This window comes from Paracoccus sigandri (assembly GCF_003709565.1).
GTDB classification, from domain to species: Bacteria; Pseudomonadota; Alphaproteobacteria; order Rhodobacterales; family Rhodobacteraceae; genus Paracoccus; species Paracoccus siganidrum.
Genome location: NZ_QNRC01000025.1, coordinates 24,096 through 41,025, shown reverse-complemented (window position 1 = coordinate 41,025; position 16,930 = coordinate 24,096). Strand labels below are relative to the sequence as shown.

Annotated in this window: 19 protein-coding genes and 2 tRNA genes; 16 read left to right on the top strand and 5 right to left on the bottom strand. The window is 66.9% G+C overall.

What is annotated here, in order from left to right; all coding sequences use genetic code 11:
- Positions 1 to 138: 138 nt before the first annotated feature.
- The 12 genes from yajC (at position 139) to C9E82_RS24840 (ending at position 9,263) form a co-directional block, all read left to right on the top strand.
- A complete protein-coding gene (gene yajC / locus C9E82_RS18235) occupies positions 139 to 471 on the top strand; it encodes a preprotein translocase subunit YajC (RefSeq protein WP_119897636.1) in 333 nt (110 codons plus the stop codon).
- A 14-nt stretch (positions 472 to 485) separates the two neighbouring features.
- Positions 486 to 2,150 (top strand): protein translocase subunit SecD, encoded by a 1,665-nt coding sequence (secD, locus tag C9E82_RS18230; RefSeq protein WP_119897637.1) that lies wholly within the window; start codon positions 486 to 488, stop codon positions 2,148 to 2,150.
- 1 nt (position 2,151) lies between these two features.
- Entirely contained in the window at positions 2,152 to 3,138 is a 987-nt protein-coding gene (gene secF, locus C9E82_RS18225; protein WP_119897638.1) for a protein translocase subunit SecF, read from the top strand.
- On the top strand, positions 3,138 to 3,494 hold the full coding sequence (locus C9E82_RS18220; RefSeq protein WP_183154112.1) for an Mth938-like domain-containing protein: 357 nt from the start codon (positions 3,138 to 3,140) through the stop codon (positions 3,492 to 3,494). Before secF ends, C9E82_RS18220 begins: the two co-directional genes overlap by 1 nt.
- Positions 3,491 to 4,120, top strand: coding sequence for a heme ABC exporter ATP-binding protein CcmA (gene ccmA / locus C9E82_RS18215; protein WP_119897639.1), 630 nt, complete (start codon positions 3,491 to 3,493; stop codon positions 4,118 to 4,120). Before C9E82_RS18220 ends, ccmA begins: the two co-directional genes overlap by 4 nt.
- Positions 4,121 to 4,328: 208 nt before the next feature.
- The gene (gene ccmB / locus C9E82_RS18210) at positions 4,329 to 4,985 is read left to right on the top strand and encodes a heme exporter protein CcmB (RefSeq protein ID WP_119897640.1); all 657 of its coding nucleotides are present in this window, start codon (positions 4,329 to 4,331) and stop codon (positions 4,983 to 4,985) included.
- 41 nt (positions 4,986 to 5,026) lie between these two features.
- Positions 5,027 to 5,752, top strand: coding sequence for a heme ABC transporter permease CcmC (gene ccmC, locus C9E82_RS18205; protein ID WP_119897641.1), 726 nt, complete (start codon positions 5,027 to 5,029; stop codon positions 5,750 to 5,752).
- The gene (ccmD, locus tag C9E82_RS18200; RefSeq protein ID WP_119897642.1) at positions 5,749 to 5,892 is read left to right on the top strand and encodes a heme exporter protein CcmD; all 144 of its coding nucleotides are present in this window, start codon (positions 5,749 to 5,751) and stop codon (positions 5,890 to 5,892) included. Before ccmC ends, ccmD begins: the two co-directional genes overlap by 4 nt.
- Positions 5,885 to 6,427 carry a DsbE family thiol:disulfide interchange protein gene (locus tag C9E82_RS18195; protein WP_119897643.1) on the top strand — a complete coding sequence of 181 codons (543 nt, stop codon included), beginning with the start codon at positions 5,885 to 5,887 and terminating at the stop codon, positions 6,425 to 6,427. The genes ccmD and C9E82_RS18195 overlap by 8 nt, the downstream gene beginning before the upstream one ends.
- A gap of 78 nt (positions 6,428 to 6,505) precedes the next feature.
- Positions 6,506 to 8,320, top strand: coding sequence for a gamma-glutamyltransferase (gene ggt, locus C9E82_RS18190; protein ID WP_119897644.1), 1,815 nt, complete (start codon positions 6,506 to 6,508; stop codon positions 8,318 to 8,320).
- A gap of 226 nt (positions 8,321 to 8,546) precedes the next feature.
- Positions 8,547 to 8,622 (top strand) — tRNA-Ala (locus C9E82_RS18185).
- Between the two features lie 86 nt (positions 8,623 to 8,708).
- Positions 8,709 to 9,263: a hypothetical protein gene (locus tag C9E82_RS24840; RefSeq protein ID WP_221036001.1), complete on the top strand. Its 555-nt coding sequence runs from the start codon at positions 8,709 to 8,711 to the stop codon at positions 9,261 to 9,263.
- Positions 9,264 to 9,435: 172 nt separating this feature from the next.
- Here the strand turns inward: C9E82_RS24840 and C9E82_RS18180 are convergent, their stop codons facing one another.
- On the bottom strand, positions 9,436 to 10,464 hold the full coding sequence (locus tag C9E82_RS18180; RefSeq protein WP_119897645.1) for an SGNH/GDSL hydrolase family protein: 1,029 nt from the start codon (positions 10,462 to 10,464) through the stop codon (positions 9,436 to 9,438).
- 283 nt (positions 10,465 to 10,747) lie between these two features.
- On the opposite strand from C9E82_RS18180, the gene C9E82_RS24170 reads away from it, so the two are divergent.
- Entirely contained in the window at positions 10,748 to 11,476 is a 729-nt protein-coding gene (locus C9E82_RS24170; protein WP_147393063.1) for a sulfotransferase, read from the top strand.
- A 236-nt stretch (positions 11,477 to 11,712) separates the two neighbouring features.
- On the opposite strand, the gene C9E82_RS24620 is transcribed toward C9E82_RS24170, so the two are convergent.
- Positions 11,713 to 12,444, bottom strand: a complete 732-nt coding sequence (locus C9E82_RS24620) for a hypothetical protein (protein WP_183154110.1) — start codon at positions 12,442 to 12,444, stop codon at positions 11,713 to 11,715.
- A gap of 61 nt (positions 12,445 to 12,505) precedes the next feature.
- Here C9E82_RS24620 and C9E82_RS18160 point away from each other — a divergent pair, with 61 nt between their 5' ends.
- Both C9E82_RS18160 and C9E82_RS24165 read left to right on the top strand, forming a co-directional pair.
- Positions 12,506 to 12,901, top strand: a complete 396-nt coding sequence (locus C9E82_RS18160; protein WP_147393064.1) for a glycoside hydrolase family protein — start codon at positions 12,506 to 12,508, stop codon at positions 12,899 to 12,901.
- A gap of 117 nt (positions 12,902 to 13,018) precedes the next feature.
- Complete coding sequence (locus tag C9E82_RS24165) at positions 13,019 to 14,014, top strand: helix-turn-helix domain-containing protein (protein ID WP_147393065.1); 996 nt, start codon at positions 13,019 to 13,021, stop codon at positions 14,012 to 14,014.
- A 40-nt stretch (positions 14,015 to 14,054) separates the two neighbouring features.
- Here C9E82_RS24165 and C9E82_RS18150 read toward each other — a convergent pair whose 3' ends face one another.
- Positions 14,055 to 14,675, bottom strand: a complete 621-nt coding sequence (locus C9E82_RS18150) for a hypothetical protein (RefSeq protein ID WP_122449347.1) — start codon at positions 14,673 to 14,675, stop codon at positions 14,055 to 14,057.
- Positions 14,676 to 14,956: 281 nt separating this feature from the next.
- Between C9E82_RS18150 and C9E82_RS18145 the strand changes: the two genes are divergently transcribed.
- Positions 14,957 to 15,706, top strand: coding sequence for an SDR family oxidoreductase (locus C9E82_RS18145; RefSeq protein ID WP_119897669.1), 750 nt, complete (start codon positions 14,957 to 14,959; stop codon positions 15,704 to 15,706).
- A 550-nt stretch (positions 15,707 to 16,256) separates the two neighbouring features.
- On the opposite strand, the gene C9E82_RS18140 is transcribed toward C9E82_RS18145, so the two are convergent.
- Positions 16,257 to 16,346 (bottom strand) — tRNA-Ser (locus C9E82_RS18140).
- A gap of 44 nt (positions 16,347 to 16,390) precedes the next feature.
- Positions 16,391 to 16,906 carry a hypothetical protein gene (locus C9E82_RS18135; protein ID WP_119897651.1) on the bottom strand — a complete coding sequence of 172 codons (516 nt, stop codon included), beginning with the start codon at positions 16,904 to 16,906 and terminating at the stop codon, positions 16,391 to 16,393.
- Positions 16,907 to 16,930: the final 24 nt, after the last annotated feature.

Sequence of the window (16,930 nt, the reverse complement as noted above, 5' to 3'; positions counted from 1 at the left end):
GATAACGAAACCGTTGGCGGGGCTTGACCCGGCCCCCGACCTCGCTTTCTTGCCAAGGGCGCGCGCCGGGGATAGGTTGCGCGCCAATTCACGAAAGGTCCGCCACCCTGGCGGGTCCGCCAGCCGAGAGGATCATTCATGTTCGTGACCCCCGCCTATGCACAGGCCGCAGGCGGCGCCGGTGCCGGCGCAGCCTTTGCACAATTCATCCCGCTGATCCTGATCTTCGCGATCATGTATTTCCTGATGATCCGTCCCCAGCAGCGGCGGCTGAAGCAGCATCGCGAGATGGTCTCGGCGCTGAAGAAGGGCGACCAGATCGTGACCCAGGGCGGCATCATCGGCAAGGTCGCCTCGGTCCGCGATGACGAACTCGAGGTCGAGATCGCCTCGGGCGTGCGCGTCCGCGTCGTCCGCTCGACCGTCTCGCAGGTGCTGAGCGCGACAGCGCCGGTCGCCGCCAACAGCTGAGGATACGGGGCGAAATGCTTCAGATTGACCGATGGAAACGCATCCTGATCATCGGGCTCTGCGTGATTGGCCTGTTCTATGCGATCCCGAACCTGTTCTATCAGCGGGTCGAGGCGCATAACGACGCGGTCGCGATGATCGAGAAGACCGGGGTCGAGACGCCCGAGCTGATCGCCGCGCGCGACGGCTGGCCGGGCTGGATGCCGAGCGGTCTGGTCAATCTGGGGCTGGACCTGCGCGGCGGCGCGCATCTGCTGGCGGAAGTCCAGCTGGAACAGGTCTACAAGTCGCGCATGGATTCGCTGTGGCCGGAACTGCGCCGCGACATGACGGCGGCGCGCGACCAGCTGGGCGCGGTCCGCCGCGTCGCCTCGCCCGAGGGCACGCTGCGCATCGAGATCGGCGAGCAGGCCGGGATGAGCCGCGCGGTCGAGATCGTGCGCAGCTATTCCTCGCCCGTCACCTCGCTGACCGGCGCGGGCCAGAGCAGCCTCGCGATCCGCACCGAGGGCAATGCGATCATCGTGCAGCTGTCGGATGCCGAGAAATCCGCCACCAACGACCGCACCATCCAGCAGAGCCTTGAGATCATCCGCCGCCGCGTCGACGAGGTCGGCACGCGCGAGCCGACCATCATGCGCCAGGGCGAGGACCGGATCCTGATCCAGGTGCCCGGCATCGGCTCGGCCGAGGAGTTGAAGGCGCTGATCGGCACGACCGCGCGGCTGACCTTCAACTCGGTCGTCGGCACCGGCACCGATCCCGACGCGCCGGTCGAATTCGGCCAGTCGGTCCTGCCCTCGGTCGACCAGCCCGGCTTCTACTACACCATCGAGAACAACCCCGTCGTCACCGGCGAGGAACTGACCGACGCCATGCCCGCGACCGACCAGAACGGGATGCCGGCGGTCGATTTCCGCTTCAACCCGACCGGCGCGCGCAAGTTCGGCAACTATACCGCCGCCAATGTCGGCCAGCCCTTCGCCATCGTCCTGGACGACGAGGTGATCTCGGCCCCGGTCATCCGGCAGGCGATCACCGGCGGCTCGGGGCAGATCTCGGGCTCGATGAATTTCGAGGAGGCGAACCGCCTGGCCGTGCTGCTGCGCGCCGGCGCCCTGCCGACCGAGCTGACCTTCCTGGAGGAACGCACCATCGGCCCCGAGCTGGGCCAGGACAGCATCGACGCGGGCCGCACCGCCTCGGTCGTCGGCTTCGTGGCCATCGTGGCCTTCATGATCGCGACCTACGGGCTGTTCGGGGTCTTCGCCTCGGTCGCGCTGGCGATCAACATGGGGCTGCTGTTCGGGCTGTTGTCGATGCTGGGCGCCACGCTGACGCTGCCCGGCATCGCCGGGATCGTGCTGACCATCGCCATGGCAGTGGACGCCAACGTGCTGGTCTTCGAGCGCATCCGCGAGGAATTGCGAAGCGCGCGCGGCCCGGCGCGGGCGATCGAGCTGGGCTATGAACGCGCCATGTCGGCGATCATCGACGCCAACCTGACCTCGTTCATCGTCGCGGCGATCCTGTTCACGCTGGGTTCGGGACCCGTCAAGGGCTTCGCGGTGACGCTGACCATCGGGCTTGTCACCTCGGTCTTCACTGCCCTGTGGCTGACCCGCCTGCTGACAATCATGTGGTTCGAGCGCGCACGTCCGCGCCAGATCGAGGTGTGATATGGCGTTCCGTCTGAAGCTTGTTCCCGACAATACCAAGATCGACTTCCTGCGCTGGCAGGTGCCGACCTTCGGCCTGTCCGTGGTCCTGTCGGTGATCTCGGTCGTGCTGATGCTGGTCATGGGCATGAATTACGGCATCGATTTCAAGGGCGGCACGACGATCCGCACGGAATCGTCGCAGCCGGTCGACATCGGCGCCTATCGGCAGGCGATGTCGCCGCTGAACCTTGGCGACGTGACCATCACCGAGGTCTTCGACCCGACCTTCCGGGCCGACCAGAACGTCGCGCTGGTCCGCATCAGCGCCCAGGAGGGGCTGGAGGCCGTCACCCCCGAGACGATCAACGCCGTCGAGGCGGCGCTGCAGGAGGTCGATCCCTCGATCACCTTTCCTTCCGTCGAATCGGTCGGCCCCAAGGTCTCGGGCGAGCTGATCAACACCGCGATCTATTCGGTGCTGGCGGCGCTGGTCGGCATCTCGGCCTATATCTGGATGCGGTTCGAATGGCAGTTCGCCGTCGGCGCGATGCTGTCGCTGGCCCATGACGTGCTGGTGACGCTGGGGCTGTTCGCGCTGTTCCAGCTGAAATTCGACCTGACCACCATCGCGGCGCTGCTGACCATCGTCGGCTATTCGATCAACGATACCGTGGTCGTCTTCGACCGCCTGCGCGAGAACCTGATCAAGTACAAGACCCGCCCGCTGCGCGACCTGATCAACCTGTCGGTGAACGAGACGCTCAGCCGGACGATCATCACCTCGGGCTCGACCCTGATGGTGCTGGTGATCATGATCTTCCTTGGCGGCGACGTGATCCGCGAATTCGTCCTGGCCATCGCCTTCGGCATCCTGATCGGGACCTATTCCTCGATCTATGTCGCCAAGAACCTGGTGCTGTGGCTGGGCGTCAGGCGCGACTGGGGCAAGAAGGACGAGGCCAAGAAGAACGCCTCGCCCTTCAGCGGCGCCGAGGAATCGCCCTGATGCCGATGCGCCCGACCGATTACGCGGCGGGGGCGGTGCCGGTCGACGGCTATGGGCCGGGTTTCTTCCGCGCCGGCGGGCAGGTGATCCATGGCGCGGTGCTGGTCGATGGCGCCAGCGCCCAGGCCTGGGGCGGCCTCGACGATCTGGGGACGCTGGCGGCGCTGGCCGGGCGCATCGACGTGCTGTTCCTGGGCATGGGCGCGGCGATCGCCCGCCCGCCCGCCGATCTGGTCGCCGCGCTGGAAGGACTGGGCATCATGGTCGAGGCGATGGCCTCGCCCACCGCGGCGCGGACCTATAACGTCACCCTGTCCGAGGGCCGCCGCGTCGCCTGCGCGCTTCTGCCGCTGTGAGCCTGCTGGCCGTCCATGACCTTGCCGTCGCGCGCGGCGGTCTGCGGGCGGTCGAGGGGGTTTCCTTTTCGCTGGCGCCGGGCCAGGCGCTGATCCTGCGCGGCCCGAACGGCATCGGCAAGACCACGCTTCTGCGCACGGTGGCCGGGCTTCAGCCCCCCGTCGCCGGCCGGATCGAGCTGGCCGAGGACGCCGTGGCCTATGCCGCCCATGCCGACGGGCTGAAGGGCGCGCTGAGCGTGACCGAGAACCTGCGCTTCTGGGCCGCGGTCTTCGGCGGCGGCGACATCGGCCCGGCCCTGGCGGCGATGGACCTGACCCACCTGGCCGACCGGCCCGCGGCCGCGCTGTCGGCCGGCCAGAAGCGGCGGCTGGGCCTGGCGCGGCTTCTGGTCACGCGCCGCCCGCTCTGGGTGCTGGACGAGCCCACGGTGTCGCTGGACGCCGAATCGGTCGCCCGTTTCGGCACGGCGATCCGGGCGCATCTGGGGCAGGGGGGCGCGGCGCTGATGGCCACCCATATCGACCTTGGGCTGGCAGAGGCGCGGGTGCTGGACCTGGCGGGTTATCGCGCGAAGGCCGGCCAGCAGGTCCGCCCCGCCGGCTTCAACGAGGCCTTCGCATGATCCCCGCGCACCCTGCCACGCCCCGGCCTTCCCCGGCATGGCTGGCGGCCCGCGCCCGCCCGACGGCCCCCGTCGGGCAGCGCCCGGCCTCCCGGTCCCTTGCCCGGCGGGGGCTTGCAGCCCTGTGCGGCGGGCGCGGCGCCGGGCGCTTCGCCACCGCCGGCAGCGCAGCGCCGGCAGCCCGCTTCCCGCGCGAAGGATGCCCTCGATGCTGGCCCTGCTGAAGCGCGACCTTGCCCTTGCCACCCGCGCGGGCGGCGGCTTCGGGCTGGGCGTGGCCTTCTTCCTGATCCTCTGCGCGCTGGTGCCCTTCGGCGTCGGGCCCGAGACCTCGGCCCTACGGCCCATCGCCTCGGGGATCCTCTGGGTCGGGGCGCTGCTGGCCTGCCTGCTGTCGCTGGACCGCATCTTCGCGCTGGATCACGAGGACGGCAGCCTGGACCTGCTGGCCACCGCCCCCCTGCCGCTGGAGGGCACCGTCGCCATCAAGGCCCTCGCGCATTGGATCACCACCGGCCTGCCGCTGATCGCCGCCGCGCCGGTCTTCGGCCTGCTGCTGCACCTGCCCGCCGGGGCGATGCCGTGGCTGCTGGCCTCGCTGCTGATCGGCACGCCGGCGCTGTCGATGCTGGGCGCCTTCGGGGCGGCCATCACCGTGGGGCTGCGGCGCGGGGGGCTGCTTCTGTCGCTTCTGGTGCTGCCGCTTTACATTCCGACGCTGATCTTCGGGGCCGAGATCGTCCGGCGCGGCGCCGAGGGGGGCAGCACCGCCACGCCGATGCTGTTCCTGGCCGGGATCACCGCCGGGGTGCTGGCGCTGGTACCTTTTGCCGCAGCCGCCGCCTTGCGGGTGAACCTGCGCTGATGTGACTTGAGCCGGGCCCCCGCCGCCGCTAGGGAAAACACATGTCGATCTGGGAATACGCCAACCCCGTCAAGTTCATGCGCCTCTCGGGCGCGGTGCTGCCCTATGCCGTGGCCGGGGCGGCGATCTGCACCATTGGCGGGCTGGTCTGGGGCTTCCTGACGCCGCAGGACTACAAGCAGGGCGCGACGGTCAAGATCGTCTTCCTGCATGTGCCCGCCGCGATGATGGCGATCAATATCTGGGTGATGATGCTGGCCGCCTCGCTGATCTGGCTGATCCGGCGCCACCATGTCAGCGCGCTGGCCGCCAGGGCCGCCGCCCCGATCGGCGCGGTGATGACGCTGATCGCGCTGGCGACCGGGGCGATCTGGGGCCAGCCGATGTGGGGGACCTGGTGGGAATGGGACCCGCGCCTGACCAGCTTCCTGATCCTGCTTCTGTTCTATATCGGCTACATGGCGCTGTGGGCCGCGGTCGAGGATCCCGACAGCGCCGCCGACCTGACCGGCGTGCTGTGCCTGGTCGGCTCGGTCTTCGCGCTGCTGTCGCGCTATGCGGTCCTGTTCTGGAACCAGGGGCTGCACCAAGGCGCCAGCCTCTCGGTCGCGCCGGGCGAAAGGATGAGCGCCGTCTATCGCTATCCGCTCTATCTGTCGATGCTGGGCTTCTTCCTGCTGTTCCTGGCGCTTCTGCTGATCCGCACCCGGACCGAGGTCCGCCGCCGCCGGCTGGCCGCCTTGCAGGCAAGGGAGACCCGCGCATGATCGAGCTTGGAAAATACGCCGCCACGGTGCTGTGGTCCTATGGCGTCTCGGTGGCGCTGCTGGCGGCGCTGATCTGGCAGACCGTCGCCGCCAATGCCCGCGCCCGCCGCGAGTTGGAAAGGCAGGAAAGGAATGGCTAGGATCTCTCCGCTTGTCGTGCTGCCGCCCGTCGCCTTCGCGGCGCTGGCCGCCATGTTCCTGTGGGGCATGGGGCGCGAGGATCCCGATGCGCTGCCCTCGGCCATGGTCGGGCGCGAGGCGCCGGCGCTGCCCCAGACCACGCTGCCCGGCAAGGAACAGCTGACCGACGAGATGCTGCGCGAGCCCGGCGTGAAACTGGTCAATTTCTGGGCCAGCTGGTGCCCGCCCTGCCGGGCCGAGCATCCGACGCTGATGGATTTGTCCGAGCGCCTGCCGGTCTATGGCGTGGACCTGAAGGACCCCGAAGCCAACGCCCTGCGCTTCCTGGAGGAGGACGGCGACCCCTTCCATGCCATCGCCACCGATCCGCGCGGCCGCGCCGCCATCGACTGGGGCGTGACCGCCCCGCCCGAGACCTTCATCATCGACGGTCAGGGCAGGGTGCTTCACCGCTTCGCCGGCCCGCTGCTGCGCGAGGATTACACCAACCGCTTCCTGCCCGAGCTGGAAAAGGCCCTGTCCGAGGCCGAGTGATCCCCGAATGACCCGCCTGCCTTGCACGGTCCGGTTGCAGGGTCCAGACTGATCCCGTCCAAGAGGGAGGGGATCACGATGAAGCGGATCGGATGGGTTGCGGTGCTGGTTCTGGGCGGCGCGGGTCTGGGCACGGCATGGGCGCAGCAGGAAGCCGACGCGGTGGCACCCGAGGCGGCCACCGACAGCAGCGCGCCCGAGGCCTTCGCCGGGCTGGGCGAGGCCGCGCAGGCGGCGCTTGCGGCCAAGGCCGAGGGCCGGCCGGTTTCGGCGCAGAACTGGATGGTGACGGCGGCGCATCCGCTGGCGGTCGAGGCCGGGGCGCGGGTGCTGGAACAGGGCGGCAGCGCGGCGGATGCGATGGTCGCGGTGCAGGTGGTGCTGGGCCTGGTCGAACCGCAAAGCTCGGGCCTCGGCGGCGGCGCCTTCCTGGTCTGGCATGACGCCGAGACCGGCCAGATCACCACGCTGGACGCGCGCGAAACCGCCCCCGCCGCCGCGACGCCGCTGCTGTTTCTGGACGATGCGGGCCAGCCGCTGGAATTCATGGAGGCGGTGGTGGGCGGCCGCTCGGTTGGCACGCCGGGCACCCCCGCGCTGCTGGAGGAAGCGCATCGCCGCTGGGGCCGGGCCAACTGGGCCGGCCTTTTCGCCGACGGCATCCGGCTGGCCGAGGAGGGCTTCCCGGTCTCGCCGCGCCTGGCCGAACTGGTCGCGGGCGAGGGGATCGAGGCGCTGGGGCAGCATGATGCGACGCGCGACTATTTCTTCCCCGACGGCCAGCCCGTGGCGATGGGCGCCATGCTGCAGAACCCCGACTATGCCGAGGTGCTGCGCGCGCTTGCCACCCATGGCAGCCGCGCCTTCTATCAGGGCGAGATCGCCGAGGCCATCGTCGCCGCGGTGCGCGGGGCCGAGGACAATCCCGGCCTTTTGGCCATGGAGGACCTGGCCCGCTATCGCGTCATCGAGCGCCCGCCGGTCTGCGTGGAATATCGCGACCACGATGTCTGCGGCATGGGGCCGCCCTCGTCCGGGGCGCTGACGGTGGGGCAGATCCTGGGGATGCTGGGCGGCTATGACCTTGCCGCGCTGGGGGCCGACAATCCCGAAAGCTGGCGGCTGATCGGCGACGCCTCGCGCCTGGCCTTCGCCGATCGCGAACGCTACATGGCCGACAGCGATTTCGTCCCGATCCCGGCCGAGGGCCTCATCGCCCCCGACTACCTGGCCGAGCGCGGCGCGCTTCTGTCGGGCGACGACAGCCTGCCCGAGGTCGCCCCCGGCCAGCCCGGCTGGAGCCACGCCATGCTGTGGGGCCGCGACAATGCGCTGGAACTGCCCTCGACCTCGCATATCTCGATCGTGGACGCGCAGGGCAATGCGCTGTCGATGACCACGACGATCGAGAACGGCTTCGGCTCGCGCGTCATGGCCAAGGGCTTCCTGCTGAACAACGAGCTGACGGATTTTTCCTTCGCCACCCATGACGAGGCCGGCTGGCCGATCGCCAACCGCGTCGAGCCGGGCAAGCGGCCGCGCTCCTCGATGGCGCCCAGCATCGTGCTGAAGGACGGCCAGCCGGTGCTGGTGATCGGCTCTCCGGGCGGCAGCCGGATCATCGGCTATGTGGCCCGCGCGATCATCGCGCATCTGGACTGGGGGCTGGACGTGCAGCAGGCCATCGCGCTGCCGCATCTGGTCAACCGTTTCGGCCCGATGGATGTCGAGGCGGGCACCGAGGCCACCGCGCTCTCCGAGGCGCTTGCCGCGATGGGCTTCGAGATGAACGAGACCGAGCTGAACTCGGGCCTGCAGGGCATCGCCATCGCCCCGGACGGCCTGACCGGCGGCGCCGATCCTCGCCGCGAGGGCATCGCGCTCGGCGGCTGATCCGGGGCTGGTGCCGGGATGGCGGACCCTGTCCCGACGCTGCTCGGGGCAGCGAATGCCTGGCCTCCCTGCCGGCCAAAGGGCTTGATGCGGGCGATCTTCGCCGCAGCATCGGCGGCTTGCAAGAATTCGGCCGGCGAGGATGATTTTTCCCCTTGCAGCCCCCGCCCGTCCCCAATATACGACCCTCCACACGGCGCCGGAAGGCGCCGCTGAGACCTCCGGTGGGGCCATAGCTCAGTTGGTAGAGCGCTTGAATGGCATTCAAGAGGTCAGGGGTTCGACTCCCCTTGGCTCCACCAATCAGTCGCTATGCGACTGCGAAATCTCCAGCATCTGCAGCATATTCGTCTTCCGCGTCCTTGAAATCGCTTCCGAATCCCGGAACATGAGGCAGGGCGACGGGCATCACCAGGGATCGCGGTTGCTGGTATTCCGTGATGCGGGTGCCAAAAGGTTCGCCCATGTCGATCCCCGGCAGAAGGCAACGCGGACGCTCTGGACCGACTCCGAACGCGCGGCGAGGATCAAGGCCGCAGCGGTCGAGGCCGAGGTCATGGCCTATTGGGAAGCCTTGGCAGCCGGGCAAGCCGATGATGCGGCTGCCGCCTATGAGGCGGCGCGGGAGCTGGCGCAGCCGCGCGGGTTTCCTTGCCGCCCGGCGGCGGAACTGGCAGCCGGGTCTATTGACAACCTGCTCACACGGCTTGAGGCGCTTATCCGTTCTGATGGGACTTTCGCGCCTCTGGCGGAAGCCTCTGCCCTTCTCGGCGTAATGGACAAGCCCCGTCTCGATCACGGCGGCGCTGGCCGAGTTCGTGAATTTCGCGGCCATCGAGCGGCAGGCGGGCAAATCCGAGCGGCAGATCAAACGCTGGCGTCAGCCGCACGAGCGCGCCGTCTCGACCTTCGTGAAGCTGAATGGCGACCTTGCCATGACTGAGATCGGGCGCGAACATGCGCAACGGCTGGATCAGGCTCTACCCGCTGGCCAGCACCGCGCGGGGGCGTATCGACGCACCCCTGCGGCTCCTGCAGCACGGCAAGTCGCCGGGCCTGACGATACGGTTCCAGCGGATCCAGGTGACGGGATGGCCGCCGCCTGCAGCGCCGTTCTAGTGGGCGCCATGGCGCTCCAGGGGTTCCTCGATCAGGAATCCACACACGCCTGCCTTGGGTTGCTTGACCGGATTCGAAAGCATCTTGAGCGTCAGATATTCGTTGAAGAAGCGCCCGCCCATTTTGGCGGGCGCAACGATGATGCTTTCGCCAGGCTCGACGGGCCATGCTGCGCCCGTCGCCCGCTCAAGGGAGACCGCCTTGAGGATCGGTTTCGGAAACGAGGGATGGCTGGTTGCAGAGAAGCGGAAGCCGCGGCGCTCTCGACCATCGAGACTGATCCTGGCGCGCAGCCCGCACTCCTCATCGGGGCGGCAAAGCGCCATGATCGCCAGCAACCTGCCGGGGGAGGCGGCTTCAAGCCTGAGCGGCACCCGGGCGACGGGCACGCGCATGACCGAGTTTTCGTAGATATCTGTTTTCGCCGGCGACAGCAGCGAGACCTCGGACTGGCCGGTGTAGATCGGCGCGGCCTGATCCGGGACGGTCGCGCGGCTGGCCAGGTCTGCGGCGCCCTCGGCGATGAACTGCATCAGGTCGGGAAGCTTTGCATAGTGCTGTTCGTCGGCGAAATGATCGTCGGGAAGGCGCTGCAGCCCTTTCAGCGAACGAAACGCCGGGGATACATCGAAATAGGCAATCCCGTAGTGCTCGAAGAGATCCATCAGCTTTCGATAGTAGCGAGAGCGCTCTTCGGCGGCTTCTTCCCGAAGCGGGGTGAAGAGGGCAGGAGCGAACCTGATGCCGTCACGCCGGCATATCCGCAGCAGGTGTTCCACGGATTTGAGGACGTGGTCGATCTCATAGCCGCCCTTGATGTGGTTCACTTCGTTCAGGGCATATTCCCAGATCACCGTGTCGCCCCGGCGCGGGCCGTCCTCGAGGAACGTTCGATAGATCGCGGTCAGGGATGTGGTGGCGCCGATCGACAGATTGCGCACCTCGTGGCCGAGGACGTGCTCGAGGTTTCCGACCCATCCGCTGCGATATCGTGAGTTCGATCCGCCAAGAACGACCAGCGCCATGCTTCACCTTCGCGTTGTTTTCGACGCGGGTTATTCCACTCAAGGCGACCATGCTCAAGCGCAGATCGTCTCTGATGATCTGGACGTAGCGGGCCAGATGGAGGCCATCCTTCACGGGCTGAAGATCAGGTGGACGGGTGAGGATATAGCCCCAGGTGGTGAGATCTCGCTGATGTCGACAAATCAGACATATTGCTGGTTGACTCGATCGCCCGCGGCAAACCAAGCTTCAGCCAAAGGCACTTGATCGCCGAATGGAGCCCGTGCGTCTGAAGGAGGGGAGATGGCGGCCAGCGAAAACATGACCAGATTTGTTGTTCTGAGCAACGCGCGATCGGGGACATCGCTCCTGACGGCAACGCTGGGATCACATCCGCAAGTCATGTGCCACGGCGAGATTTTTCACAGGAAGCCGGCGACGCATTTGAAGGGAAGCTTTTCCGGCTTGACTACCGATGAGGTGAACGAAATCCGCCTGGATGAGGATGCGTTTGTGCAGCGTGTTTTCGATCAAGGCGGGTTCAACGCTGTCGGCTTCAAGATGTGGCGAGATCAGAGTCGATCTTGCTGCGACAAGCTTCTGAAGCATGAAGGTGTGAAGAAAATAATATATGAACGCGAAAACAAGCTTGCGCAACATTCATCAAATATTCTGGCCAAGAAAACTGGTGTTTGGAACATCCCGAATGAAACAGCCAGAAGCAGGGTGAAAAGAGAGCTTATCGACTTCGACAAGAGGTGGTTTGTAAAATTCAAGAAATTCCAGGACGATCTATTTGATTACTATAGGTCGTCTGTTGTTGGCGATGTTCTTGACGTTAAGTTCTCAACTATTGCCTCCGGAGATTTCTCCAGGGTTCTTGCATTCCTTGCGGTTGACCATGTGGACCTGGAACCCAAGAAAGCGCGGATGCATTCCGCGAATATTCTCAGCAGGTATAAACCCGAGTATCATGATGAGATCATGGAGACCCTGGAGGAGATCGGGCACCCAGAATGGGTCAGTGAGTGATCGCAATCCCGACCCGCGGCATCGCTCGGTCGAGCTCGCCTGAATCGCGAAATCGCTGAAGGGATCGGTCGACATTCGCTAGCGGCCGTTCGGCGCGAACAGGCCCGAGCAGCTTCGCCTCGCGCGCGGCTTTCCCATCCAGTTCTGTTCCAGCGGAAGCCAAGCAGGGGCGACATGCACCGCCTGCTTGGCCGGCCATGTCTGACAAACCTACCCGATCCTGACGATATATCGTGCTAAACATAACGCAACCCGGAATCGAACAGATCGATGAGGGGAACCGACGATTCTGCCAGCCCGCGCGGGGCTTTTTCCATGTGCGAGGCGCACCCATCACATGAGAACGAGGAGATGAGCATGATGCCGGCAGTCGATAACAGGATCAGCACGAGGACCATGCTTGTCGCGCTTGGTGGTCGGCGTCGCGGGGGCATGGGGCATGTGGCAATCTGTCGGGGCGATCCGACGACATGGCGCGCATCCGGGCTGTGGAGACGGCGACGGCGCGGCAGGATGAGCGGATGGTGCTGATCCTCGACCACCTGCGGAAGATCGAATCTCGGGTCGAGCGCGGCCCGCATCCGTAATCGCCGGTCTTTCTCGGCCCCTCGGCCGGTGGGGCGGACAAGGGCAACTGCATGCCCGCCCCTGGCCCCGATCGGACCCATCCTGACGGTATGCCCGGCCCCGAGCGGCGGCAAATCACATTCATGACCGCCTCGCCGGGCCATTGCCCATGACAACGCATTGACCAACGCACTCTTGTTGGGCTGATCCTCGAGCGCGGCGGCAATGTCCGGATCGATCATGAAGTTCATGCGGACCTTGCGTTCACCGGCAAGCAGAGGCGGACGCCCCCGCCGCGCCGTCTTCGCAAAGGCGCTGTCCAGTTCACGGACCTCGCCGCCATCGCCGATATATGGCTTGGCTGCGGAATAATCCCCGCCCGCGCCCCGTTGTTCAGCCACACCGAGGAGACAGCCATGAAAGCCCCTGACAGCGGCGGCGTGCGGCCTTATGACGCGCGGGATGTCCGCGGATCTGGATGCCGCGCTGAGCGACGTCTTCACCGTATTCCGCCGTGACCTGGCGAAATATGAGGGGGAGGTTTACCGCGCTCTGACCGGGATGACGGTCGAGCAGCGCCAGTTCGACGCAGCGGTCGGCTGCCATTTCAATACTGGCGTCATCGGCCGGGCGGATTGGATCAAGAGATGGCGCCTGGGTGGCATGGGCGGCACGCTGGTCGGGATCATGAACTGGTCCAAGCCGAAAGAGATCATCGATCCGTGGGAGGCCGAACAGACGCCTTGGGCCACCGGCCGATCCGGCGGACCGGCGCGTCGATCTGACCGGTCAGCACGGCGGGTCGTATCACCTGGAGGCCGGTGCGGACGCTCTCGCAGGCGGAAATTCTCGCGCTGATGGATGTGCAGCCCGATATCGCGCCGACGATCCGCCGTGGCTCCAGCGGCCAGCAGGTTGCCGATGCCCAGCACCGCCTTCTTGCCCCCGCGTCCTTCCCCCGGCGCGAGGGCTTTCATGTCCGGCTATTCGCATCAACACGTCACATGGCGTGGCTCCGGGACCGGTTGCGGCACGGCACTGGAACCGCCCGATCCGCCAACATGGATGACAATCCATTCCGGCCTCACCATTCTCACGAAACACTCCGCCGGCTTCGGTCGGCTGGGTTTCATGCCGATGACAGGCAGAATCACAGGGAAAGGTGATCTTCCGATGGATGCCGCAACACCATTCACCCCGGAGTCGCTTGCAGAGAAATGGGGCGTCAGCGCAACGTCCATCCGAAACAAGTGCAACACCGGCGAGTTGCGCCATTTCCGCTTTGGCAGGCTCTATCGCATCCCCGCAGATCATCAGCAGCAGCGGCCCGATCTTGCCCAAGGCGACCAGGGCCGCCCGAACCTTGGCCACGAAACTTGCGAGGCGTGCCGCAAGAGCTATGTTGAGGGCCGCGATCACCGCAAAGACGATCGCCCGCAGCACCTCGGGCAGCAGATATCCTTCAACGGTTCCAAGCGCCTCTGCCCAGAGATTCGGCGACATCATCATGACGACACTAACCATCGAGGTGAACAGTTCCCCGACGACCTCCGTCTCGCGGATCATCTCGATCAGCGCGCCCACCCATTCCGCGCTCTTGTCGACCAGCAGCGTGATGAGTTCACCGATCTGACCGGGAAGGTCCTTCAGCGCCTCGAGCGCGGTTTCCATTTCGGACTTGAAACCGTTCGGCACCGAGGCGATCTGTCGGGACAGCGCGTCGACTTGGCTGGCGGCGGAGGGATCGCGAACCAGTTCGACCGTCGCTGGCCCCGCGTGCGCGCCATTCCGTCAAGCGCGACCCCGTTTCGGTCGGTGACGCGCGGCGGCGCCATGGTCACGGGCCTGCGCCAGCGATCAGCGTATTCGGCGCGGATCAGCACCGTCCCGCGACATGCGGCGGTGGCATCGCCCGGCGGGATGGCCGCGGCATGGGCGCTGTGCAACTGCCGACCGGACGGTGCCAGGTGACGGGGGGATCGGAATCCCTCCGCCATACGGGATGCGGCGACTAATACCGCAGCCGGCGGCGCAGCAAGATCAGTCCGGCGCCCTGCATCAGCAAGAGCGCGCCGACCAGTTCCATGACTTCCTCGCTGCGCCCGGCCGAGCGGCTGGCCCAGTCCGACAGCTCAATGCCCCAGGGCGCCAGCTTGCGGCCCAGCCCGTCCAGCGACTTGGCGATCACATACAGCGCCAATGCTACGGCCAGCACCCAGGCCCAATCCTGCCTGCGGCGCAATCCTTGCAGCCAGGGCACCAGATCGCGCCGCAGCAGGCGCAGCCCCGCACAGATCAGCAGCGTCAGGACCAGGGCGCCGGCGATCTTCTGCACCCAGGGGGCGGTGCCGGAATACAACCGCAGCGACAGGATGCCGCTGTCGGTGAACGCCTTGTCCCAGTCCAGCTCGCGCAGCCCGGCGGCCGTCACGAACACCAGCAGATGCCAGCGTTCCAGGGCCCTGCGGCGCATCATGTCGCTGGCCAGCCACAATGCCGTGACGATCAGGTAGAATGCCGAGGCGCTCTCGATTGGGCCGGTTTCGGCGAACATCTTCTCGGGCGTCTCGACCAGGACCAGCCCCACCAGCAGCCAGCCAAGCGTCAGCCCGCAGGTCAAGGCAAGCAGCAAGAGAGGATCGCGATGGCGGTCAGGAGGGATCGGCGGCATAGGCTCTCTTGTTGGTTCTGCAACGAATGTGTCACATATATAGATCTCTACCTATGGCCAGTCTTCCCATAAAATAACCCCCGCGGCGTCGGCCCCTCTGCACCCTGCCAAACGCCGCTGCGGGCGGTCTGGTTCGCCGCCCCGGCTTCGGTCCTGATCGCCCGAGGGCAGGGGCGACGCCGCTGGCGGCTTCCGGGATCCGCGGCTAGGCTCGGGGGCATGTTCAACGCAAGGAGGAGATGATGGTCAATCTTGACGGCCAGGTCGTTCTCGTCACGGGCGCAAGCCGTGGCATCGGCGCCGCCGCCGCGCGGGCCTTTGCCGAGGCCGGCGCGCTGGTCGGGGTGATGGCCCGGAACCAGGCGGCGGTAGGCGAGCTGGCGGCCGAGATCGGCGGCATGGCGCTTGCCGGAGATGTTGCGCGGCCCGCCGATATGGAGCGCGCCGTTGCCCTGCTGCGCGACCGCGCCGGGCGGCTTGACGTGCTGGTGAACAATGCGGGCCTCATCGGGCCGATCGCCGACCTGGCCACGGCCGATGTCGAGGAATGGGGGCAGGTGATCGACGTCAATCTGAAGGGCGTCTTCCACGGCATGCGCGCCGCGCTTCCGGTGATGCGGGCTCAGGGGCGCGGGACGATCCTCACGGTGGGATCGGGGGCTGCCCATGCCCCGCAAGAGGGCTGGAGCGCCTATTGCGCCAGCAAGGCCGGCGCCTACATGCTGACGCGCGCGGTCGATCTGGAGGCGCGCGCCGACGGCATCCGCGCCATCAGCCTTTCGCCGGGCACGGTGGCGACCGAGATGCAGAAGACGATCCGGCAGAGCGGCATCAACCCGGTCAGCCAGCTGGACTGGTCGGTGCATATCCCGCCCGAATGGCCCGCCCGCGCCCTTCTGTGGTTGAGCGGCCCGGATGGCGATGAGTTCCTGGGCCGCGAGGTCTCGCTGAGGGACGACGAGATCCGTCGCCGGATCGGCCTGACAAGCTGACGGGGCCGAGGGGGGCGCTGCCTGTCGGTGGGCGGGCAGGCGGCGACAGTTGTCGTCCGGGCGAACGAACGTCCGGTGTAGTTCAGTACGGCGTGCGACGATCTGTTGGTTGGTAACCAGTCGGGGGCGGCATGTGACGGAAGAGGTGCGACTCCAGCCCGCCGGTCCCGCTCCGACCGATGCGCCATCGGAGCCTGATCCGCCCGAAACCGGGGTTCCGCTGGTCGTCGACCTGGACGGCACGCTCTGTCGCAGCGATACGCTGCATGAGGGGCTGATCGGGCTGATCGCGCGCCTTCCGATGCTGCTGCTGAAACTGCCGTCATGGCTGGCCGGAGGACGGGTCGCCTTGGCGAGCGAAGCCCGCACCCGACTCCGGCTTGGAAATGGCGGCTATCGGCGGGAACACGTCCGAGCCTTCGCCCAACACGTCGAAGTCGCAGACGACGCAATCTACATCAAAGGCAGCAAAAGAACCCTGTTGAGGACGCTGGTAGCCACTAAGGGAGGGAAAACGGCGGGAATCGGCGTTCCCGGTTTCATACCGAAGTGGCGGAGGCGGTGGGATTCGAACCCACGGTGGGCTTTCACCCACGTCGGTTTTCAAGACCGGTGCATTAAACCACTCTGCCACGCCTCCGACGGCTGCGGCTTAGCGCGGCGGGTGCCGCCGCGCAACCGCTGTCAGCGCGCGATCGACAAGAGGTTCGACGCGCCGGCGATCTCGACCCGCGCGACGCCGGCAAGCTGGGTATGGGACAGGGGCAGCGCCACCGTGATCACATCCACCGCCGGATTGGCGGGCAGCCTTGCCGCGGCGGCCTCGGGCGGGGGCGGCAGGGCGACGAAGCGCAGCCGCAGCACGCCATCCGCATCCGGGGAAATCCGCCCCTCGGGCTGGGGAACCGCGGTGATCAGCCGCGCGCCGTGATAGCCCTTGGTCGGCCCGATCCCGGTCACGACCAGCAGGCGGCCCTCGTTCAGCGGCTCCCACCGGGCCGACAGCAGCTGCGGGATCGCCGGGCTCTGGTCGCCGGTGACGGCATAGCCGCCGACGGGTTCCAGCGTCGAGGGGCCGCGGTCGCGTCCGCCGCCGCCGCCCATCCAGCCAAGCGGGTTCCAGCCGCTGTCACCGAAGCGGCCGCCGCAACCGGCAAGCAGCAGGGCCGAGATCAGCAGCGGCGCGGTCAATCGTCTCATGTCACCATCCCTTGGTTTCGCCTG